At 65.8% G+C, this 21,538-nt stretch carries 15 protein-coding genes; 8 read left to right on the forward strand and 7 right to left on the reverse strand.

Annotation, left to right across the window (positions count from 1 at the left end; translation table 11 throughout):
• Positions 1-109: 109 nt before the first annotated feature.
• Positions 110-1,129: a hypothetical protein gene (locus tag DFP89_RS05765; protein ID WP_114348458.1), complete on the forward strand. Its 1,020-nt coding sequence runs from the start codon at positions 110-112 to the stop codon at positions 1,127-1,129.
• A gap of 124 nt (positions 1,130-1,253) precedes the next feature.
• On the opposite strand, the gene DFP89_RS05770 is transcribed toward DFP89_RS05765, so the two are convergent.
• The 6 genes from DFP89_RS05770 to DFP89_RS05795 all read right to left on the reverse strand — a co-directional run bounded on the left by DFP89_RS05770 (position 1,254) and on the right by DFP89_RS05795 (position 7,101).
• Complete coding sequence (locus DFP89_RS05770) at positions 1,254-2,561, reverse strand: SPOR domain-containing protein (protein ID WP_245948609.1); 1,308 nt, start codon at positions 2,559-2,561, stop codon at positions 1,254-1,256.
• A gap of 71 nt (positions 2,562-2,632) precedes the next feature.
• On the reverse strand, positions 2,633-3,268 hold the full coding sequence (gene upp / locus DFP89_RS05775) for a uracil phosphoribosyltransferase (protein WP_114348459.1): 636 nt from the start codon (positions 3,266-3,268) through the stop codon (positions 2,633-2,635).
• A complete protein-coding gene (locus tag DFP89_RS05780) occupies positions 3,265-4,233 on the reverse strand; it encodes an adenosine deaminase (protein WP_114348460.1) in 969 nt (322 codons plus the stop codon). The genes upp and DFP89_RS05780 overlap by 4 nt, the downstream gene beginning before the upstream one ends.
• Complete coding sequence (locus DFP89_RS05785; RefSeq protein WP_114348461.1) at positions 4,230-5,429, reverse strand: phosphopentomutase; 1,200 nt, start codon at positions 5,427-5,429, stop codon at positions 4,230-4,232. The genes DFP89_RS05780 and DFP89_RS05785 overlap by 4 nt, the downstream gene beginning before the upstream one ends.
• Entirely contained in the window at positions 5,426-6,709 is a 1,284-nt protein-coding gene (locus DFP89_RS05790) for a thymidine phosphorylase (protein WP_114348462.1), read from the reverse strand. The genes DFP89_RS05785 and DFP89_RS05790 overlap by 4 nt, the downstream gene beginning before the upstream one ends.
• Positions 6,706-7,101, reverse strand: a complete 396-nt coding sequence (locus DFP89_RS05795) for a cytidine deaminase (RefSeq protein ID WP_114348463.1) — start codon at positions 7,099-7,101, stop codon at positions 6,706-6,708. The genes DFP89_RS05790 and DFP89_RS05795 overlap by 4 nt, the downstream gene beginning before the upstream one ends.
• 194 nt (positions 7,102-7,295) lie before the next feature.
• Between DFP89_RS05795 and DFP89_RS05800 the strand changes: the two genes are divergently transcribed.
• Both DFP89_RS05800 and DFP89_RS05805 read left to right on the forward strand, forming a co-directional pair.
• The gene (locus DFP89_RS05800) at positions 7,296-9,575 is read left to right on the forward strand and encodes an NADP-dependent malic enzyme (protein ID WP_114348464.1); all 2,280 of its coding nucleotides are present in this window, start codon (positions 7,296-7,298) and stop codon (positions 9,573-9,575) included.
• 227 nt (positions 9,576-9,802) lie between these two features.
• Entirely contained in the window at positions 9,803-11,698 is a 1,896-nt protein-coding gene (locus tag DFP89_RS05805; protein WP_114348465.1) for a propionyl-CoA synthetase, read from the forward strand.
• Positions 11,699-12,110: 412 nt separating this feature from the next.
• Here the strand turns inward: DFP89_RS05805 and DFP89_RS05810 are convergent, their stop codons facing one another.
• Complete coding sequence (locus DFP89_RS05810; protein ID WP_181870261.1) at positions 12,111-14,165, reverse strand: type VI secretion system Vgr family protein; 2,055 nt, start codon at positions 14,163-14,165, stop codon at positions 12,111-12,113.
• Between the two features lie 253 nt (positions 14,166-14,418).
• Here DFP89_RS05810 and DFP89_RS05815 point away from each other — a divergent pair, with 253 nt between their 5' ends.
• From DFP89_RS05815 to DFP89_RS05835, 5 genes are all read left to right on the forward strand, one after another.
• On the forward strand, positions 14,419-16,641 hold the full coding sequence (locus DFP89_RS05815) for a S8 family serine peptidase (RefSeq protein WP_147273272.1): 2,223 nt from the start codon (positions 14,419-14,421) through the stop codon (positions 16,639-16,641).
• Positions 16,642-16,790: 149 nt separating this feature from the next.
• Positions 16,791-18,260: a tyrosinase family protein gene (locus DFP89_RS05820; protein WP_114348467.1), complete on the forward strand. Its 1,470-nt coding sequence runs from the start codon at positions 16,791-16,793 to the stop codon at positions 18,258-18,260.
• 1 nt (position 18,261) lies between these two features.
• Entirely contained in the window at positions 18,262-19,041 is a 780-nt protein-coding gene (locus tag DFP89_RS05825) for a copper chaperone (protein ID WP_181870262.1), read from the forward strand.
• A gap of 143 nt (positions 19,042-19,184) precedes the next feature.
• On the forward strand, positions 19,185-19,937 hold the full coding sequence (locus DFP89_RS05830; protein ID WP_114348469.1) for a gamma-glutamylcyclotransferase: 753 nt from the start codon (positions 19,185-19,187) through the stop codon (positions 19,935-19,937).
• 143 nt (positions 19,938-20,080) lie between these two features.
• The gene (locus DFP89_RS05835) at positions 20,081-21,385 is read left to right on the forward strand and encodes an ABC transporter substrate-binding protein (RefSeq protein WP_114348471.1); all 1,305 of its coding nucleotides are present in this window, start codon (positions 20,081-20,083) and stop codon (positions 21,383-21,385) included.
• Positions 21,386-21,538 lie beyond the last annotated feature (153 nt).

Consider the following 21,538-nt stretch of genomic DNA (forward strand, 5'->3'; position numbering starts at 1 on the left):
GCCGGACGCTCTGGCGCAGCGGTGGTTTTTTCGTGACAAGGGGCGAAGTTGACCACCGCCTCGCTTGGCTTAAGGTCAGGGCAAGGCAGCAGGAACCGGTGGCGCAAGCATGACGGCGCTGAACCAATATCAACGGCTCGAGGCCGCAGGCATCTGGCGCGAAACGCCGCTGGCGCAGGCCCGCGACGTCATCGTGTCCTTTGGCGATGCGACGCTGGTTCTGACCGATCCCCGTTCCGAGGTACCGCTGGCGCATTGGTCGCTGCCCGCCGTCACCCGGATCAATCCCGGCAAGACCCCTGCGCGCTATGCCCCCGGAGGCGTCGATGCCGATGAAGAACTGGAAATCGAGGACGATCTGATGATCGCCGCGATCGCCAAGCTGCATCGCGTCATCGAGGCCCGCAAACCCCATCCCGGCCGCCTGCGCGGCGGGCTGATGCTGGGGGCGGCGGCGGTCATGGCGGCGCTGGCCGTCTTCTGGGTGCCTCCGGCGCTGGTCAGGCACGCCGCCGATGTCGCGCCCCCCGCCCAGCGCGCCGAGATCGGCCGCATGATCCTGAGCGAGATCGCCAAGACAACCGGCAGCCCCTGCTCGCGCCCGGCGGGCGATATGGTGCGCAAGAAACTGGCACAGCGCCTGATCGGGCCGGATGCGCAGATCGAGATTGTGCCCGCCACCCTGCGCGGCGCGCTACAACTGCCCGGTCCGGTCACGGTGATCGGCGAGGATCTGATCGCGGGACAGGTCACCCCTGAGGTCGCGGCCGGTCACATCCTTGCCGCGCAGGCCACGGCGATCAAGGCCCCGCCCTTGCTGGGCGCGCTGCGCCATGCCGGGCCGCGCGCGACCTTTCATCTGCTGACAAACGGCACGCTGCCGGCATCATCGCTGGCCGGTTACGGTGAAAAACTGTTGGCCGCCCCGGTGCCCCGCCCCGATGACGACGTGCTGCTGGACTATTTCGCCCGTGCCGGCATTTCGAGCGAACCCTATGCCCGGTCGCTTGATCCGACGGGCGAGGCGACGCTGGGCCTGATCGAGGCCGATCCCTTTCGCACCACCGAACCCCGCCCGGTCCTGAGCGATCGCGAATGGGTGGCCCTGCAGGAGATCTGCGACCAGTGATCTGCTGGCCAAGGGCGCTGCATCACCACACAAGCGGCAGTCGCAGCCCCCTTATGAAAGCTCCGAACGCCAACCGCGTACAGGGCAACGCCATTCCCGAACTGCCCGCCAAGGTGCAGCCGCGTCAGCGCGGATAGGCATCCTTGAACCCGGCGCGGCGGATGCTGTCCATCGCCTTGACGATGGACTGTCGGTCATTGAAGGGCCCGGCCATGATGTACTGCACCGCGCGTGTGCCGACCTTGTCCTTGCCGCGCAACACCGGATAGCCCATGGCAGCGATGGCCTGCGCCACGCGATCCGCATTCGCGGCATCGGCATAGGTCCCGACCTGAACATAGCGCGCGCCGGCAGGGATCATCATGCCACCCGTGGACGGTGCAGCCTCGGGCTTGGGTTTGGCGACGACCGCAGCCGGGGCGGACGGGGTCTGAGCAGCAGGAGCCTCGGCAGCAGGCATTGTGGCAGCGGGTACGGTCGCAGCGGGCGTTTTCGCAGCCGGAGCCTTGGCCGCAGGTTTCTCAGATGCAGGCGCTTTTTCAGCAGGCTTTTTCGGGACAGCTTGCGGCTGGGGCTTGTCCTTGGCGCCGGCATCGGCAGGCCTGGGCGCGGTTTCCTGATCGGGCTTGGCGGCGGCAGGCTTCGCCGGCTCGGATTTGGGCGCGATTGCAGCCTCGGCAACCTTTGGCTTGGCGGGGGGCTCGGCCTTGGGCGAGGTCGCAGAGCGAACCTCAGGCACCGCTGCAGCCGGCATTTCCGGGCTGGTCGCAGCAGGCGTTTCGCCGGCAGGTTCGGGGTTCTGGATACTGTCCACCGGGCGGATGAAGGTCAGGCGTGACAGATCCGCAGCCGGCAATGAATCGCAATAGCCCTGGCTTGGATCGGTTGCCAGCGCGCCGGGATTGGCCGTGCCGTCATAGCCCAGCAGTTCGCACAGCCGCTTGTTGGGCTGCAATGCCTCGCCCATGCTGCGGCGCATGTCGGGCGCGGCAGCCAGCGCCGCCTTGAGCGCATCGCCGGGGGCCGAGGAAATATCCGGCTCGGGTCCCATATCGGGCAATTTTTCCATCGGCGTGGGATCGCTGGCCAATTCGCCGGGGCGCAGATTGGTCAGGACCGTTTCGGCCAGCGCCTCTTCCAGCAATTCGGCGCGCGAGCGTCCGGCATCGGGGTCCAGCACCTTGAGCTTGGGCTTGCCGTCCAGCCCGCGCGCGGACAGCGTCGGCGGATAGCCGCAGATGGGCGAGCCATCGCGCGAGACCCGCGCCTTCCATTCCCCGGTTTCCTCGTCGCGCAGGAACACGCAGCCCTTGCTGTCAATATACTGACGCGAGGAGAAATCCGCCGGCGGCATTTCCGCCGGCCGGTAATCCAGCGCCAGCGCAACACCCGGCATCAGCAAAACCAGCATTACCCGCAGCATCAGCAGCATCGTCCCAATCCCGAATCGGCCATCTCGCCTAGGGATAGAACAAAAGCAGTGAAGGCGCGGTTAACGCGGGACTATTTCGTGCCGAACATGCGGTCGCCCGCATCCCCCAGACCCGGAACGATATAGCCGTGATCGTCCAGCCGCTCGTCCAGTGCGGCGGTGACGATGGGCACGTCGGGATGGGCCAGACGCATCCGTTCGACCCCTTCAGGCGAGGCCAGAAGGCACAGGAATCGCAGGTTTTTCGCGCCCGCCTTTTTCAGCAGGTCGATAGCCACGACCGAGGAATTCCCGGTCGCAAGCATCGGGTCGACGACGATGGTCATGCGCTCGTCCAGACCGCTTGGTACCTTGGAATAATATTGCACCGGCTGCAGCGTCTCGGGGTCGCGGTAAAGACCGATAAAGCCCACACGCGCCGCCGGGATCAGTTCCAAAATCCCGTCCAGAAGCCCGTTCCCGGCCCGCAGGATCGAGATCAGCGCCAGCTTCTTGCCCTCAAGCACGGGGGCATCCATTTCGCAAAGCGGGGTCTCGATGCGGGTCGTAGTCATCTCCAGCTCGCGCGTGATCTCATAGGCCAGAAGCAGGCTGATTTCGCGCAGCAGCCGGCGGAATCCGGCGGTCGAGGTCGATTTGTCACGCATCAGCGTCAGCTTGTGCTGCACCAGCGGATGATCGACGATGGTCAGATGCGGTTGGGTCATGTCAGGTCCTTTCGCAGACGCGTCTTTGTTGTCTCGTCGCAGAATGCCGCATCGACCGCCCAGAGGTTCATCTGGCGGAACTCATCCTCGGCCCAGCCGAAATGATCTGCAAGCATCTGATATTCATGGGAAAGCGTAGTGTGAAAAAACGGCGGATCGTCGGTCGAGACGGTCACGCGCGCACCCGCATCGGCAAGCCGCGCGATGGGATGGGCACCCCAGCCCCGGACCGCGCCAAGCGCCACGTTTGAGCCGGGACAGACCTCAAGCGTGACCTCACGCTGGGCCAGTTCATGCATGAGGTCCACGTCCTCGGAGGCGCGGATGCCATGGCCGATGCGGGTGACGCCCAAGGACAGCGCATCGCGCACCGATTCCGGGCCGCCCCATTCGCCGGCATGGGCAGTCAGACCCAGCCCCGCCTCGCGCGCGCAGTCATAGGACCAGGCGAAATCGCGAAGATTGCCGAAATCCTCGGCGCCGCCGATGCCAAGGCCGGTGACCCAGCCGCCGGCGGTTTCCGCCGCGCAGATCGCGGTCTTGCGGGCGCGGTCGGGGCCGAAATGGCGGATCGCGGTCAGGATGGCGCGGCTGGCGATGCCGCCCCGCTCGGCCGCCTGCGCGGCCTCCTCCATCGCGGCCAGATAGTCGCGCCACGCCACCAGATCGCCGCCGCCGCAGAACTCGGGCGAGACGAACAGCTCGGCATAGATCGCGCCATGTTCGGCGCATTCGCCCAGCACTTCGGTCAGCAGCCGCGCATAGTCGCGCGGCGTGGTCAGGACCGAGGTCGCCGCCTCATAGACGCGCAGAAAATCATGGAAATTCTGGTAGCTATAGGCGCCATTGGCATCAAAGATGCCGCTCAGGTCCTGCTTTTTCTCGGCGGCAAGGCTGCGGATCAGGGCCGGGGGGGCGGCGCCCTCGATATGCAGGTGCAGTTCGATCTTTTTCAAGGCGGTCATAGGAACGACTTTCCGGGTCCGACGGGGGGCAGGTCCAGATGGGCGGCAATCGAGGCCGCGATATCGGCAAAACCGACCTGTCCAATCCCGCGCGCGCCATGGCCCCAGCCCAGCACCGGCACGCGTTCGCGGGTGTGGTCGGTGCCGGACCATGTCGGGTCGTTGCCGTGATCGGCGGTGAAGATCGCCAGATCGCCCGGACGCAGCCGCGCGATCAGCGCCCCCGCGACGCCATCGAACCATTCCAGCGCCGAGGCGTAACCCGCCACGTCCCGGCGATGGCCGTAAACGCTGTCGAATTCGACGAAATTGGCGAATGTCAGGCTGCCCGGCTCGGCGGTTTCGCCCAAGGTCAGCAGATGCCCGGCCAGATCGGCATCGGACTTGCCCTTGTGCAGCTTGCCGATGCCGCGATGCGAAAAGATGTCGCCGATCTTGCCGATGGCATGGGTCGGGCGCCCTGCCCCCAAAGCGGCGTCCAGAATCGTCGTGCCGGGGGGCGCGATGGCATAGTCGCGGCGGTTCGGGGTGCGGGTGAATGCCCCCTTGGTCCCGATGAAAGGCCGCGCGATCACGCGGCCCACGCGCATCGGATGGACGATCGCCGCCACATCCTGACACAGCCGGTACAGCCGTTCGAGGCCGAAAAGCTCTTCATGCGCGGCGATCTGCAGGACGCTGTCGGCCGAGGTATAGCAGATCGGCCAGCCGGTCTGGACATGGCGCGCGCCCAGACGCTCGATGACCTCGGTTCCCGAGGCATGCTCGTCGCCCAGGATGCCCTCGGTTCCGGCGGCCTGCGCGATGCGCGCGGAAAGATCGGGCGGAAAGGACGGCTGGGTGTCGGGGAAATAATGCCAGTCCCATGGCACCGGCACGCCAGCGATTTCCCAATGCCCCGAAGGCGTGTCCTTGCCGCGCGAAATCTCGGTCGCGGCGCCCCAGAGGCCCTGCGAGGTCGCGCCAAGACCGGGTGCCTCCGCGCCACTGGCCAGACGGATCGCGGCCCCCAGCCCCAGCGCGTCAAGGTTCGGCATGCGCAGCGGCTGGCACGCCTTGGCCTGCGCCTGCGCGATATGGGCCAGTGTATTGGCGCCGGTATCGGGGCGGCCGTCGTTGAAATACTCGGCGGCATCCGGGGCACCGCCGATGCCCACGGAATCCATCACGATCAGAAAGGCGCGTCGGTCGGTCATGGCGATACCTCGCTGCGGATCAATGGTCCCGGTCCGGGCCCGTCGCCCATCAGATAGGCGGACTGGATGGTGGCAATGGCGGCCTCGGCCGCCGGTTCGGACGCCGCATGCACCAGCGCAAGCGGCCGATCCGGGCCGGCCTCTTCGCCGATACGCAGCAGATCCGCAAGCCCCACCCTTGGGTCAATGCGGTCCCCGGCATGAAGCCGCCCGCCGCCAAGCGCCACGACCGCATGCCCCAGCGCCTCGGTGTCGATGGCGGCGACGCGGCCATGACCGGGAACGGCACGGATGACCGGCGCGGAGGGAAGATGGCGGTCGGCGTTTTCCAGCAGATCGGCAGGCCCGCCTTGGGCCACGACCATGCGGGCGAAGCGCTCGGCCGCAAGGCCGGTTTCCAGCGCCCGTTCGGCCCCGTCCGCCAGCCCCGCCAGCCGCAGACAGGCCGAGGACAGCGCCAGAGACAGATCGCGCAACGCGCCCCCCTCGCCCTTCAGCGCGGCAATCGCCGCGCGCAGCTCCAGCGCATTTCCGGCGGCGCGGGCCAGCGGCTGGTCCATGTCGGTGACATAGGCGCGGGTCCGGCAGCCCGCTCCTTCGGCGGTATCGACCAGTGCGCGGGCCAGCACCTGCGCGGCATCCATGCTGCGCAGGAACGCTCCGCTGCCCTGCTTGACGTCCAGAACCAGCGCATCCAGCCCCGCCGCCAGCTTTTTCGACAGGATCGAGGCAGTGATCAGGTCGATCGAGCCCACGGTCGCGGATTCGTCGCGGATCGCGTAAAGCCGCGCATCGGCCGGCGCCAGATCGCGCCCCGCCGCGACAATGGCGCAGCCCTCATCGGCAACGATGCGGCGGAACTCGTCCTCGCTCAGCGCGGTGCGGAAACCGGGGATCGCCTCAAGCTTGTCCAGCGTGCCGCCGGTATGGCCAAGGCCCCGCCCCGAGATCATCGGCACATAGCCACCGCAGGCCGCGACCAGCGGCGCCAGGATCAGGCTGACCGTATCGCCGATGCCGCCGGTCGAATGCTTGTCCACCACCGGCCCCGGCAGGTCCCAGCGCATCACCTTGCCGCTGTCGCGCATGGCGCGGGTCAGCGCCACCCGCCCCGCCGCGTCCAGCCCGCGCGTCAGCACCGCCATGGCAAAGGCCCCGGCCTGCGCATCGCTGACCGAGCCATCCGCCAGACCGCGCGCGATCAGGCCCGCGCCCGCCGCATTGAGCCCGCGCCCGTCGCGGACCCCCGCAATGATGGGACGCGGATCGGCTGGCGTCATTCGTTGCCCGACATATGCGAGATGTCAAAGCGGCCCGGCAGCAGCTCGCCAATGGTGGTGGCCAGCGTGACGCCCCCCGTGGTCGCCAGCAGGACCGGGGTGTCCGCGCGGCCGAACTCGGCCAGTTTCTGGCGGCAGCCGCCGCAGGGCGGCACCGGGCTGGGACTGTCGGCGATGACGGCGACCTCGACCAGCTCGGTCTCGCCGCTGGCGACCATCAGGGCGATGGCTCCGGCCTCGGCGCAGGTGCCCTCGGGATAGGCGACATTCTCGACATTGCAGCCGGCATAGATCTGGCCCGAGGCCCCGCGCACCGCCGCACCCACCTTGAATTTCGAATAGGGCGCATAGGCCCGTTCCCGCACGTCGCGCGCCGCATTCAAAAGCGTCATGGCCCCGTCTTTCCCCTGCCGTATTCCGTTGCCGCCGACTTTGCGCCCGGCCAAGTGCCGATGCAAGTCTGGCGCGGCCTTGACGTGAATGCCGCCATTTTGCGGCGTGGTTCCGCCCCCTTGCGGGCAGCCCCCTGTTCGTCGCCGGAAAATTAGTTTAACGCTGAACCATCCGATCCGAGGAGGGGGCAGGCATGGAAGAACGCCGGCAGGACAGCGCCAGACAAGAGGCACTTGATTATCACGAATTCCCGCGCCCGGGTAAGCTTGAGGTGCGCGCCACCAAGCCCCTTGCCAATGGCCGCGATCTGGCCCGCGCCTATTCCCCCGGCGTGGCCGAAGCCTGCCTTGAGATCAAGGCCGATCCCGCCGCCGCCGCCCGCTATACCGCACGCGGCAATCTGGTCGCCGTGGTCTCGAACGGCACCGCCGTGCTGGGTCTGGGCAATATCGGTGCCCTGGCCTCAAAGCCGGTGATGGAGGGCAAGGCGGTGCTCTTCAAGAAATTCGCCAATATCGACTGTTTCGACATCGAGGTGAACGAGGCCAATCCCGAAAAGCTGGCCGATATCGTCACCGCGCTGGAACCCAGCTTTGGCGCCATCAACCTTGAGGACATCAAGGCGCCGGAATGTTTCATCGTCGAAAAGCTCTGCCGCGAGCGGATGAACATCCCGGTCTTTCACGACGACCAGCACGGCACCGCCATCGTGGTGGGCGCCGCCGCGACCAACGCCCTGCATGTCGCGAAAAAGAAGTTCGAGGATATCAAGGTCGTCTCGACCGGCGGGGGTGCTGCCGGCATTGCCTGCCTGAACATGCTGCTGAAACTGGGCGTCCGGCGCGAGAACGTCTGGCTTTGCGACATTGCCGGTCTGGTCTATCAGGGCCGGACCGAGGAAATGACCCCGCAAAAGGCCGAATTCGCCCAAGCATCCGACCTGCGCACGCTGGATCAGGTGATCGAGGGCGCCGACCTGTTCCTGGGCCTGTCGGGTCCGGGTGTCCTGAAGGCGGCGATGGTCGAAAAGATGGCCCCGCGCCCGATCGTCTTTGCCTTGGCAAACCCCACCCCCGAGATCCTGCCCGAAGAGGTGCGCGCGGTTGCCCCCGACGCGATCATCGCCACCGGCCGCAGCGACTATCCCAACCAGGTCAACAACGTCCTGTGCTTTCCCTTCATCTTCCGGGGCGCGCTGGATGTGGGCGCGACCACCATCAATGACGAGATGGAACTGGCCTGCATCGAGGGCATTGCCGCCTTGGCCCGCGCCACCACCAGCGCCGAGGCCGCCATGGCTTACCGCGGCGAGACGCTGAGCTTTGGCCCCGACTACCTGATCCCGAAACCCTTCGATCCGCGGCTGATCGGGGTCGTCTCGACCGCCGTGGCCAAGGCCGCGATGGAAACCGGCGTCGCCACCCGCCCCATCGCCGATATCACCGCCTACAAGCGCAAGCTGGACGGTTCGGTCTTCCGCTCGGCGATGATCATGCGCCCGGTCTTCGAGGCCGCCGCCACCGTCAAGCGCCGCATCATCTTTGCCGAGGGCGAGGATGAGCGCGTGTTGCGCGCCGCCAATGCGATGATCGAGGAAACCACCGATGCGCCGATCCTGATCGGCCGTCCCGACGTCATCGAACGCCGCGCCGAGCGCGCCGGCCTGCCGATCCGCCCCGGCCGCGACTTCGAGATCGTGAACCCCGAAAACGATCCGCGCTATCGCGATTACTGGGAGACCTATCACAATCTGATGGCCCGTCAGGGCGTCACCCCCGACATCGCCCGCGCCATCATGCGCACCAACACCACCGCCATCGGCGCGATCATGGTCCATCGCGACGAGGCCGACAGCCTGATCTGCGGCACCTTCGGCCAGTATAGCTGGCATCTGAACTATGTCAGCCAGATCCTTGCCCGGGACGGGCTGCGCCCCGTCGCGGCGCTGTCCCTGATGATCCTCGAGGACGGGCCGCTGTTCATCACCGACACCCAGGTCCATCACTCACCCACCGCCGAGCAACTGGCCGATGCCGCCATCGGCGCCGCCCGCCATGTCCGCCGTTTTGGCGTGACGCCCAAAGTGGCACTGTGCAGCCATTCGCAATTCGGCAATCAGAACACCGAATCCGGGCGCAAGATGCGCGACGCCATGGATATCCTGCATGCGCGCGAGGTGGATTTCGTCTTTGACGGCGAAATGCATGTCGACTCGGCGCTGGACCCGACCATCCGCGAGCGGATCTTCCCCGGCTCGCGTCTTGAAGGCGCGGCGAATACGCTGATCTTCTCGGGGACGGATTCGGCCTCGGGGGTCCGGAACGCGCTCAAGCTCAAGGCCAACGGGCTTGAGGTCGGGCCGATCCTGATGGGCATGGGCAACCGCGCCCATATTGTCACCCCCTCGATCACCACGCGCGGCCTGCTGAACATGAGCGTGATCGCTGGCACCCCGGTCGGTCATTACAAGTAAGGGGCCGATTCGCCCCGCCAAGGCTATGAAACGCGCGCCAGTTTGCAAACTGGCGCGCGTTTTTCTGTCCCCAGCAAAGAATTTTCCGCTTTGCAAACCAACCTCGCCGGTCTCGGCGAAATTCTGCAAAATATCGCCCTGCCCTGCCGATATTGGGCGTTAACATGCTTGCGCGAAGGCTTGGGGCGCGCCTAACTCTCGTCAACAGCTCGGGGAGGAGTGATCTGATGGGATATCGCGACACCTATGCCGCCTGGCAAGCCGATCCCGAAGGCTTCTGGATGCAGGCCGCCGGGGCGATCGACTGGCAGCAAAAGCCCTCAAAGGCGCTGTTTGCCGAAAACGCCCCGATCTATGAATGGTTCGCCGATGGCATGGTCAACACCTGCTGGAACGCGGTGGACCGCCATGTGCTGGCCGGGCGCGGCGACCAGATCGCGATCATGCATGAAAGCCCGATCACGCTCTCGACCAAGGGCATCACCTATCGGCAATTGCAGGACCGCGTGGCCTCGCTGGCCGGCGCCTTGCGCGCCAAGGGCGTTGAAAAGGGCGACCGCGTCATCATCTACATGCCCATGGTCCCCGAGGCGCTTGAGGCGATGCTGGCCTGCGCCCGACTTGGTGCCATCCATTCGGTGGTCTTTGGCGGCTTTGCCGCGAATGAGTTGGCGGTGCGCATCGACGATTGCCAGCCCAAGGCGATCATCGCCGCCTCCTGCGGGCTGGAGCCCAACCGCGTCGTCCATTACAAGCCGCTTCTGGATGCGGCCATCGACATGGCCAGCCACAAGCCCGATTTCTGCGTCATCTTCCAGCGCGAACAAGAGGTCGCCAAGCTGATCGAGGGCCGCGATGTCAGCTGGCACGGCTTTCAATACGGGGTCGAGCCGGCCGAATGCGTCCCGGTCGAGGGCAATCACCCCGCCTATATCCTTTACACCTCGGGCACGACCGGCCAGCCCAAGGGCGTGGTGCGCCACACCGCCGGCCATCTGGTCGCGCTGCAATGGTCGATGACCAATGTCTATAATATCGGCCCCGGCGACCGCTTTTGGGCGGCGTCGGACGTGGGCTGGGTCGTGGGCCACAGCTATATCTGCTATGGCCCGCTGATCGCCGGCGCGACCACCGTGGTCTTTGAGGGCAAGCCCGTCGGCACCCCTCATCCTGGCGTCTTCTGGCGCATCATCCAGAACCACCGCATCAAAAGCTTTTTCACCGCGCCGACCGCCCTGCGCGCCATCCGCCGCGAGGACCCGACCGGCGAATGGATCCGCCGCTACAAGCTGCATGACCTTCAGGCGCTGTTTCTGGCCGGCGAACGCGCCGATCCGGACACGGTGAAATGGGCACAGGAGCAGCTGGGCATCCCGGTCGTCGATCATTGGTGGCAGACCGAAACCGGCTGGGCCATCGCCGCCAACCCGATCGGGATCGAGGTGATGCCGACCAAGCTGGGCAGCCCCTCGGTCCCCATGCCCGGCTATGACGTGCAGGTGCTGGACGAGGGCGGCAATCCCGTGCCGCGCGGCACGCTGGGCGCCATCGCGATCAAGCTGCCCCTGCCCCCCGGCACATTGCCGACGCTGTGGAATGCCGAAAGCCGTTTCCGCAAAAGCTATCTGGACCATTTCCCCGGCCATTATGAGACCGGCGATGCGGGCTATGTCGATGAGGACGGCTATCTTTATATCATGGCCCGTACCGATGACGTGATCAATGTCGCCGGCCATCGCCTTTCGACCGGCGCCATGGAGGAGGTTCTGGCCAGCCACCCGGCGGTCGCCGAATGCGCGGTGATCGGGGTTGCCGATAGCCTCAAGGGCCAGTCTCCGCTGGGGTTCCTATGCCTGAAGGCAGGCGTCACCACGCCCCATGATCAGGTGGTGAACGAGGTGGTCAGGATGGTGCGCGACAGAATCGGCCCGGTCGCGGCCTTCCGCTCGGCCTGCGTCGTCGATCGCCTGCCCAAGACCCGCTCGGGCAAGATCCTGCGCGCCACCATGGCCAAGATCGCCGATGGCGAAGAGTTCAAGATGCCCGCCACCATCGACGATCCGGCGGTTCTGGACGAGATCCGCACGGCGCTGTCATCGCTGGGCTATCCCAACGCTTCCTGATTTCCGTATTTCGGGATGCCGGGTGCCCGGCAGCGCGGAACTGCGACCCGCTGGGGATCCTGTATGCTATTGCGCCTTCGATCCTCGTCGGGCCCATGCCGATCCGCCAGCTTTTCGCCCGCATCCGCGCGGCCCGTGAACCACTGCGCGTTCTCGCCCGGGCGGGCGTGATGTGCAGCTGACGGCCCCAGATCAAGACCGCGCGAGACGAGTTCACCAAGATTTCCGGGTGGCGCATCCCGCGTCCCATCAAGAAAAGCTCTGGCGGCCGCAAGACCAGCCCAACCCTTTCATCCTTGCCCGATGAAAAGCAGCGCCACTCCGAGCAAAGCCCGTCATCCGACTGCCTCAGCGCCGGCAAGATCGCCAGCCGTGGCGGGGCGGAGCCGGCGTCAGCCCTGGACCTCGCGGGTCAGGCCTTTTCGTCGTCAAACTTGGCGCATTCCTCGCAAAGCGGCAGGCCCTCGCGCGCGGCCATCTGCAGCGTCGGAACCTGCGCCCCGCCCGTGCCGCCCATGATGACATTGCCTTTCAGCCAGATCGTCGGCGCCTCCAGCGTGATGCCGCTGGCGTCGATGGTGATCTTGCCGCCGGGGCCCTTGATCTGCATCTTTTGCCAGGCCATCAGCGTGTGCAGCTTGGTGTTGTTGGTGATGGTCTCGCCCACGTCCAGCGTATAGCGGCCGAACACCTCGCCCTCGAAATTGCGGCCCGCCTCATAGAGATGGTCGGCATAGATCGACTGCTTGTGGATATTGCCGACGCGGTGGATGTGATCCTTGCCGTAGTTTTCCTGCTGGTTGCGGCCGACATTGTAGACCATGTCATTGCCGATGGTTTCGCGGTGGTCATTGCCGACGCTGATCGTCTTGTCATGCCCGATAGCTTCGGACTGGTCATTGCCGACGGTCTTGCTGCGATCATGCCCGATCGAATGACTTTCATCGTTTTCGATGATGGTGTTGTGGTCTTTCTGCGCATGCATGAAGACCTCTTCGCGGCCCTGTTCGTCCTCGAAGCGAAATTCGTTATAGCCGCTGCCCTGATGGGTGTCGGACTTGAAGGTGCTGACGGTCTTGTTGGCCGGCAGGGCATAGGGCACGGCATTGCGCCCGTTATAGACGCAGCCGGTGACCAGCGGCTTGTCGGGATCGCCCTCGAGGAACTCGACCACGACCTCCATGCCGATCCGGGGGATGACCATGCCGCCCCAGCCATTGCCGGCCCAGTTCTGGCTGACCCGGCAGCGCATCGAATAGGCACCGTCAAGATCCCAGTGAAAGCGCACGAGGATGCGGCCATATTCGTCGGGATCGATCTCGCCCTCGCCCACGACCATCGCGGTTTGCGGGCCGTGGACCACCGGCACCTGCGTGCGCCGCGGCGGCACCATCGGCGCGGTGTCGGGCATCAAGGTATAGGACCCGGTGAAGGAATAGCCGTCACTGCCCTGCCCGCCCGAGCCATATGCCTCGGATACGAAATGATGGCTGGCCGAAAGACACAGATAGGTCTCGCCCGTGCCGGGCACCTTGTCCCCTGACAGGGTCACGCGCTTGCCGGCCCCAAGGCTGACGCAGTCACCCACCGCCCGGTTCCGGCGATCCGCGCCGCGTTCCTGATTGGTGCGCAGCCCGGCGACGAGCTTGCCCACCGATTGCGCCAGATAGTCGCCCGGATAGTCGAAGCTTTCGATCTGCCCCTGGGCATAGACCGCGTCGCCCAGACGATCGGTCTCCATCGCCGCATCGGGGCTTTTGAAGTTGAAGTCGGTCAGGCGGATCGCGCCGGTGGTGATGTTGCGCTCGGGCGCCCAGTCCCAGAAATGCTCGCCCTCGGCCTGATGGTGGCCATCATAGCTCTTGAAGGGTCTTGCGCCGACCGTCTCATGGGCCAGCACGTCATCGGTCATGACCAGCGTGTGGCTGCCCATGGCGTGACGGAAGTGGAAGCTGATGCCGGCGCGCTCCATCTGGCGGCGGGCGAAGTCCAGATCGGATTCGCGATACTGCACCGTATATTCAAGGCTTTGGTAATCGCCCGAAAGCTTCATCTCCAGCGCCGGATCGCCCAGCCCGGCATAGTCGGAAAGCAGCTCGGTCAGGATCTGGACCACGGTCTTATTGTGGAAAATCCGCTGGTTGCGGCGGCGCGAGGCCAGCCAGAACCAGGGCCGCAGGATCAGGTCATAGCGGTGGCCATTCTCGCCCACCCCGGCCCAGCGGGCCTGCGTGACGATGCCGTCGAAATGGCGGGTGCCCTCGCGGGTGTCGATCTCGACCGTGGCATGGGTGCCGATCAGCGCATCGAAATCAAGATCGGAGCGGATCGCCAGCGCCTCGACGCGATATTCGTAAAGCTCGTTGATATGCTCGCTGCCATCAAAGCGCAGAAGCGAAAGCGTGTCGGGGCCAAGGGCCGTGGTCAGCCGGCCGAGACGTTCGGCCTGACGAAGGGGGGCATTCAATGTACTGGCCTCCGGCAACGAATCAATCAACAACGCCGCCATCATGGACGCAAATGATGGTGGGGCCAAGGCGATCAGGCAAAGAACCGTCCGTCAAGTGCCGGTTTGGCGTGAAGAAAACGGCAGATCCCGACGCCGATCCGCGCCCCGAAGGCCATTGCTTCGCCGCAACCAATTCAGTCGCCGGCCGACTCTGGCGGCTCTTTTCGTGCTAGACTGGATCGATCCTCAACCCATACAACCGGTGATCGATATGGCTGACAAGCGTGTAATCGCGTATTTCATGCATGAACGCGAAGAGGCCGAGGCGCGCGGGTTGCTGCGTGACGTGGTCGCCACCGATTCCTTTCTCATGGGAAATATCGACGACAGCGAGCTTGCGCGCCTTGAACAGGCCGGGCTGGTGGTCCGCGTCGTCGAGGAGGTGCCGCCCGAGCCCCTGGACGAGCTGATGGCGAGCGTCCAGAACATGACGGTTCCGCAGGCGGCTTTCGAGCGGGCCGGGGATCGCCCGGTCGGTGAGACGACATTTTTTACCTGCCAGCTTGCCGGACCGCTGATCGAGGAGTGGCGTCAGGCGCTCGAGGCGGCGGGGGCGGAAATCCTCGAACTGACCGGGCCAGAGCGCTATACGCTTCGGCTGGACCCGGACGCCCATTCCGCCGTTCTTGAGCTTGGCTTCGTGCTGCGGCTGCGCCCCTATTCCACCCAAAGCGCCCAGCCCGAGATGGCGCGCGCGTTCACCACCGAAAGCGTGAGCGATTACCGCGAGATGCGGGTCTATGAGATCCGGCTGCACCGAGCCGAGGACATGGAGGCGGTTCGGCGCTGGCTTGACGAGCATCGGATCGCCGTGGCGGGCGCTTCCGGCCGGAAGCTGCGCGTCCATCTTTTTGAAGATGCGCCCGAGCTTGCGCAGTTACGCCTGCGGCCCGAAGTCGCGCAGCTCGAGGACCATATCCCCCCCGAAATGTCGAACGCCCGGGCGCGGGTCATTCTGGGGCTTGATCCGGGAACGGGTCTGGCGGGTCTGAGCGAAACCGGGCGGGGGCAGATCGTTGCTGTCGCGGATTCCGGGCTTGACGATCAGCATCCGGATTTTCAGGGCCGGATCGTGGGGCTGATCGCGCTTGGCCGGCGCAACGATGCCTCTGACCCGCATGGGCACGGCACCCATGTGGCCGGGTCGGTGCTTGGCGACGGCGCCGCATCGAACGGCGAAATCCGCGGCGCGGCGCCCGCGGCCCAGCTGTTCTTCCAGTCGATCATGGATGCAAAGGGGCAACTTGGCGGATTGCCGCTGGACCTGAACACCCTTCTGGATGAGGCCTATCAGGCCGGCGCCCGCATCCACAACAACAGCTGGAGCGCCAATGTCGCGGCGAAGTACACGTCTTATTCAGTCGAGGTGGACGAATTTGTCGAACAGCATCCCGATATGACCGTGGTCATCGCGGCGGGCAACTGGGGAAGCGCGCATCAGCCGCAAAGCACGCAAGCCGGCCGTGTCGACTGGCTGTCGGTGGGCGCGCCGGCCACCTCGAAAAACGCGCTGACCGTCGGCGCCAGCCGCTCGGACCGGACCGAAGGCGGCCATGCGGCCCGGACATGGGGCGAGGTCTGGCCGCATGATTTCCCCGACGATCCGATCCGCGATGAGACGATCTCGGGCGATCCGCAATCCCTTGCCGCCTTCTCAGGCCGTGGACCCTGCGATGACCGCAGGATCAAGCCCGATGTGGTCGCGCCGGGCACGGACATCGTGTCAACGAAATCCGCGCGCGCGCCGCTGAGGAATTTCTGGGGGCCCTATCCCGGGCACCAGTCGCGCTATGCCTATATGGGCGGGACCAGCATGGCGGCGCCGCTGGTCGCGGGATGCGCGGCGCTGGTGCGTGAATACTACGTGGATACGCGCCAGCACGATCCGTCGGCGGCACTGATCAAGGCAACGCTGATCAACGGCGCGCGCTGGCTGACCGGAAAGGACGCGATCTCCGAATTCGCCGCGGCACCGAATTTCCATCAGGGCTTTGGCCGCGTCCATATGCCCTGGACGATTCCGAACGCGGATGAGCCGGGACTGGCGCTGTGCTTCCTCGACAGCTGGAAGGATCGCGCGCTGCAGTTTTTCGAGACCGGAGCGCGCTTTCGCTACCGCGTCAATGTCAAAGCTGGGCGCGATCTGCGCATCTGCCTTGCCTGGACGGACCTGCCCTTCCGCGCCTTGCAGAACAATCTCGACCTTGCTGTCGAGCATCTGAAAAGCGGAAAGAAATGGCTTGGCAATGCCGACCTGCCGCTGCGCCTGCGGCTGCCGGATGCCGAAAACAACGTCGAGGTCGTGCGCATCGCCGCACCCGAGGCGGGCGACTACCTGCTGCAAATCTCGGCGGGCAATCTGCTGCGCAACTCGGGGCAGGCCTTTGCCCTGGTGGTGACGGGGGATGTTGGCGGTGATCTGAAGCCCTACTGAGCGGGGGCCGGCAATACCCGCGCCAGCAATGCAAGCATTCCGCCGGGCGCCGACGGCCATGAAAACATGGAAAGGAATCGCCGGATCGGCTATCCTCTTGCGATAATTCAGATTCTCATCATACACCCTCAGATTGCGAGGAAGACATCATGGCTGGAGTCAGGAAGGATTTGGCCACGCTTGCGGGGCCGTGGTCGCCGGAAATCCTGTGGTATGCCCGCGCCGTCAATACGCTGAAGCGGCGCGCCCCGGCAGACCCGACCGGCTGGGTCTATCTTGCGGCGATTCACGGCATCGATCCCGCCGGCTGGGTCGGTGACGGGGTCATCCCGTCGGTGGCATCCCTGCCGCCGCCAGCCGTTCGGGATGTGGACTTCGATCAATGCCAGCATGCCGGCTGGTTCTTTCTGCCATGGCATCGCGGCTATCTGGCGGCCTTCGAGGCCATTCTGGCGGATTGGATCGCCGCGCAGCCGGGCGGTCCTGCCGACTGGGCCCTGCCATATTGGAACTATCTTGACGCCGCGAACCCGACGGCGCGCGACATCCCGCCCGAATTTCTTTCGGCAGACTGGCCTGACGGGCCGAGGAACCCCCTGCTGGCCCCACGCGGCGGCGCACAGGTCCTTGGACCGCAGCCCTGGCTGCCCCAAGACATCACCCTGAATGCCCAGACCACGCCGATGCCCTATACCGCCGCGCCGGGCACCGTCGGCTATGGCGGGGCGATCAGCGGCTTTTCAAGCTCGGGGGACCTGACCGGCGCGGTCGAAGGCAATCCGCACAACCTCGTCCATGTCATGATCGGCGGCCTTGGCGTTGGCGCGCCTCCGGGCTGGATGAGCGACCCGGCCTATGCCGCGCTTGATCCCATCTTCTGGCTGCATCATTGCAATATCGACCGGCTCTGGGCGGCCTGGATGAGCGATCCGGCGAATGTGCAGGAAACCGGATCGCCCTGGCGCAACGGGCCCTTTCCACGGCAATTCGTGATGCCCGATCCCGCCGGCGCGCAGGTTGTCTTCGTGCCCGGCGATACCCTGCCGGGCGGACCGCTTGAGCCGGTCTATGACAACCTGACCGCCGGGACCGGGATCGCCCCGCCCCCCGCCGGTCCAACCGGAGGACTCGTCATGGCGTCAGCCTCTCCCGCAGGCGGTGGCGGCGGCCCCGTCACCTCGTCGCTGGTCGGCGCGAACGATCAGTCGCTGACCGTCGCGGCGACACCGGTCGAGACCCAGATCGCCATCGATTCCGGGCCAGCGGCCCTTGCCGCAACGCCGGGCGCGCCGGCGCGCTACTATCTCAACCTCGAAGGGGTGCGGGGCGATGCGGCAAGCGGCGTCCTGAACGTCTCGATCGCGCCCGAGAACCGGGACGGCCCGCCGATCGTCGAAACGGTCACCCTGTTCGGCCTGGCGCGCGCCTCGTCGACCGAGGGCCGCCATGCCGGCAACGGGCTGTCGGTCGCGATCGAGATCACCGACGTGGCGCAGGCGCTGGAAGGTATGGGCGCGATCACCCCGAGCGCGCTCGGCGTGCGGATCTCGCAGCCCGAGGGGGTCGATACGCCGATCACCGTCGACCGGGTCAGCATCTACAAGAGCCAGCCGGACTAGAATGTCACGCGCGGCCGCCATGTTGGGACAGGTGCAAGTCGCGCTGCGCGGCGGGCCGGTCCCGATGCTGGCCGGGCTGACGGTGGCGGGCTTTGCACTGACGGCGGCGCTGCCTGCCGCCTTTCATCTTTCGACCGTCTGCGGCCAGATATCCGTCGCCGACATTCCGGCGCTGCTGGCGGTGGGGGCCGTGCTGCCCTCGTTTCCGGCACTGGCGCTTGGCTGGCTTGCGATGACGCTTGCGATGATGCCGCTGCTGGTGGCGGGACCGCTCGCCCATGTCCGGCGTTGCAGCCTGCCGCGGCGCAGGGCGCGCGCCATGGGGCTGTTCGCGCTTGGCTACGGCATATGCTGGGCCCTGGCCGGCGTGGTCCTTGCGCCGGCCGCGCTGCTGCTGGCGCTTTCGCTGGCGCAGGGGACCAGCGCGGCGCTGATGCTTGGCGCCGCCCTGATCTGGAGCGCCTCGCCCGTCGCGCAGCTGGCGCATAACCGCTGCCACCGCACCTTGCGCATCGGGGCTTTCGGCCCCGCCGCCGACCGGGATTGTCTGCGTCAGGGCGTGACGACCGGCATGGCCTGCGTGGCGACATGCTGGCCATGGATGCTGCTGCCGGCGCTGACCGGCGCGGCGCATCTGGCCGCGATGGCGGCGGTGGCGGCGTTTCTGCTGGCGGCGCGCTTCGCGCCGGCCGGCCCCGTGCGCTGGCGCGTTCCGCAGGCGCTGGAGGTGCTGTTTGGCCCCCGCTACCTCACCGGATTGCTGGCCCGGCGGCCGAAGTAACCGCCGCGCCGCATGGACCGCGGCAGCCTTGCAGATCGGCCTGCCCGGCCGGGGTCCGGCATCACCCCTGACCGGGGTCAGGCTTCGTGATATGATGGTGCCGTTGGCCGGCGCCCGGCCATTTCCTGTCTCGCGGGATCAGAATGCGACATGCACCCAGAACCCTGTCCCTCACCCCCGGGCACATTGCCCTGATCCACCGCGAGGTGCCCGATCCGGGTCCGACCGCCGGCGTGCAGCAGCAGACCGATGCCGATTATGCCGAATGGGTCGAAAGGATCGCCCAAAGCCACCCCGATCCGGCACGGCCGACACAGCTGTTTGCCTATGGCTCGCTGATCTGGAAACCCGAGATCGAGCACGGGGCCGAGCAGATGGGCACCGCGCGGGGCTGGCATCGCGCTTTCTGCCTGCGCCTGCACAGGTTTCGAGGCAGCCAGGAACAGCCGGGCCTGATGATGGCGCTTGATCGCGGCGGACAGTGCCGCGGCGTCCTCTACGAGCTGCCGCATGAGAACCTTGAACAACAGCTTGACCGTCTGTTTCGCCGCGAATTCACCGTGAAGCCGATCAACAGCATGCCACGCTGGCTGACCGTCGAGACCGCATCCGGCCCGGTCAGGGCCTTGGGTTTCGTGATGAATCGGACCTCGCCCTATTATGCCGGGCGGCTGGCGCCGGAGGAGGTGGCGCAAATATTGGCGAAAGCCTGCGGTCATTGGGGAACCGGCGCGGAATACCTGCTGAATACCGTTACGCATCTGCAGGCGCGCGGTGTCCGGGACAGCGGGCTTTGGCGGCTTCAGCATCTTGTCGCCGAAGAGATCGAGCGCGCCGCCGCAGCCATGGCGCGCCCGGACGCAGCCGCGGACCCAGAGGCCGGCGCGAGGCCGTAAGCCGGGCGCCGCCACCCGGCAGCATTTCCGAACCTTCGCAGGTTCAGCATCACAAATTTTTACTCGTGCAAATTTTTTATTTGACTTGAATAATTCAAAGGGTCAAAAATCTGACCACGGAGGAACTTAGGGGAGGTTATCCGATGTCCATGAAGAACGCACTTTTCGGCGCGACCGCACTGGCCCTGATCGGCCTTGCTGCCCATGCCGAGGAAATCACCATCGCCACGGTCAACAATGGCGACATGATCATCATGCAGGAACTGTCCTCGAAATGGGAGGAAGCGACCGGCAACAAGGTCAACTGGGTCGTGCTGGAAGAAAACGTCCTGCGCGAACGGGTGACGACCGATATCGCGACCCAGGGCGGGCAATACGACATCATGACCATCGGCTCATACGAGGCACCGATCTGGGGCAAGCAGGGCTGGCTGACGGTCCTCGACGGGCTTGAGGGTTATGATTACGACGACCTGATCCCGGCGGTCAGGGCGGGCCTGTCCAGCGATGGCATGCTGTTCGCGCTGCCTTTCTATGCGGAAAGCTCGTTCACCATGTATCGGACGGACCTGTTCAAGGCCGCCAATCTGACCATGCCCGAACAGCCGACCTATGCGCAGATCGCCGAATTCGCCGCCGCCCTGACCAAGAAGGACGCCGAGCAATACGGCATCTGCCTGCGCGGCAAGCCCGGCTGGGGCGAGAACATGGCCTTCTTTGGCACGCTGGTGAACACCAATGGCGGGATCTGGTTTGACGACAAATGGGTGCCGCAGCTTGACCAGAAACCATGGCAGGATGCGCTGGCCTATTACCTTGACGTGATGACGAAATACGGTCCTCCGGGGGCGACCTCGAACGGCTTCAACGAAAACCAGGCGCTGTTCCAGACCGGCAAATGCGCCATCTGGATCGACGCGACCTCGGCCGCTGGCCGGGTCTTTGACCCGACGCAATCGCAGGTCGCCAAGGATGTCGGCTTTGCCGTCGCGCCGCATGCCTCGGTCGACAAGGGCAATGCCTGGTTCTGGGCCTGGTCGCTGGCCATCCCGACCAGTTCGAAAAAGGCCGAGGTCGCCAAGAACTTCGTCGCATGGGCCACGAGCAAGGAATATGTCGAGCTTGTCGGCGCCGAAAAGGGCTGGGTCGCGGTCCCGCCCGGCACGCGGATGTCCACCTACAAGAACCAGAACTACATCGATGCGGCACCCTTTGCGGCAACGGTGCTGAGCGCGATCGAGGGCGCCAACCCCGACGACGCCACCGCCGTGCCGGTGCCCTATTCTGGCATCCAGTATGTCTCGATCCCGGAATTCCAGGGCATCGGAACCAGCGTTGGCCAGAACATCTCGGCGGCGCTTGCCGGCCAGACCCCGGCCGCCGACGCGCTTGCCGCCTCGCAGGCGACGACCGCCCGCGAAATGGCCCGGGCCGGCTATCCCAAATAAGCCGCCCCGCTTACGACCCCGCATCGTCCGATCCGCTCGGGCGATGCCTCCGCCGGGCGCGCAACTCCCGCCTTGCGCCACGCCCCGCCTGCGTCCATCACATTTGGCGAGAAGACGGACTTGGCGGCACAAAACCCGCCAGCCGATGAAAAA

Origin of the sequence: Paracoccus lutimaris (assembly GCF_003337565.1) — a bacterium.
Classification (GTDB): Bacteria; Pseudomonadota; Alphaproteobacteria; order Rhodobacterales; family Rhodobacteraceae; genus Paracoccus; species Paracoccus lutimaris.

What these genes read in the sequence shown, in the direction of transcription:
- DFP89_RS05770 (WP_245948609.1), bottom strand. Translation starts at nt 2,561, where the DNA reads ATGCTGCTGATGCTGCGGGTAATGCTGGTTTTGCTGATGCCGGGTGTT.
- DFP89_RS05790 (WP_114348462.1), bottom strand. Translation starts at nt 6,709, where the DNA reads ATGACGCCAGCCGATCCGCGTCCCATCATTGCGGGGGTCCGCGACGGG.
- DFP89_RS05765 (WP_114348458.1), top strand. Translation starts at nt 110, where the DNA reads ATGACGGCGCTGAACCAATATCAACGGCTCGAGGCCGCAGGCATCTGG.
- DFP89_RS05815 (WP_147273272.1), top strand. Translation starts at nt 14,419, where the DNA reads ATGGCTGACAAGCGTGTAATCGCGTATTTCATGCATGAACGCGAAGAG.
- DFP89_RS05795 (WP_114348463.1), bottom strand. Translation starts at nt 7,101, where the DNA reads ATGACGCTTTTGAATGCGGCGCGCGACGTGCGGGAACGGGCCTATGCG.
- DFP89_RS05825 (WP_181870262.1), top strand. Translation starts at nt 18,262, where the DNA reads ATGTCACGCGCGGCCGCCATGTTGGGACAGGTGCAAGTCGCGCTGCGC.
- DFP89_RS05820 (WP_114348467.1), top strand. Translation starts at nt 16,791, where the DNA reads ATGGCTGGAGTCAGGAAGGATTTGGCCACGCTTGCGGGGCCGTGGTCG.
- DFP89_RS05830 (WP_114348469.1), top strand. Translation starts at nt 19,185, where the DNA reads ATGCGACATGCACCCAGAACCCTGTCCCTCACCCCCGGGCACATTGCC.
- DFP89_RS05785 (WP_114348461.1), bottom strand. Translation starts at nt 5,429, where the DNA reads ATGACCGACCGACGCGCCTTTCTGATCGTGATGGATTCCGTGGGCATC.
- upp (WP_114348459.1), bottom strand. Translation starts at nt 3,268, where the DNA reads ATGACCCAACCGCATCTGACCATCGTCGATCATCCGCTGGTGCAGCAC.
- DFP89_RS05835 (WP_114348471.1), top strand. Translation starts at nt 20,081, where the DNA reads ATGTCCATGAAGAACGCACTTTTCGGCGCGACCGCACTGGCCCTGATC.
- DFP89_RS05800 (WP_114348464.1), top strand. Translation starts at nt 7,296, where the DNA reads ATGGAAGAACGCCGGCAGGACAGCGCCAGACAAGAGGCACTTGATTAT.
- DFP89_RS05780 (WP_114348460.1), bottom strand. Translation starts at nt 4,233, where the DNA reads ATGACCGCCTTGAAAAAGATCGAACTGCACCTGCATATCGAGGGCGCC.
- DFP89_RS05805 (WP_114348465.1), top strand. Translation starts at nt 9,803, where the DNA reads ATGGGATATCGCGACACCTATGCCGCCTGGCAAGCCGATCCCGAAGGC.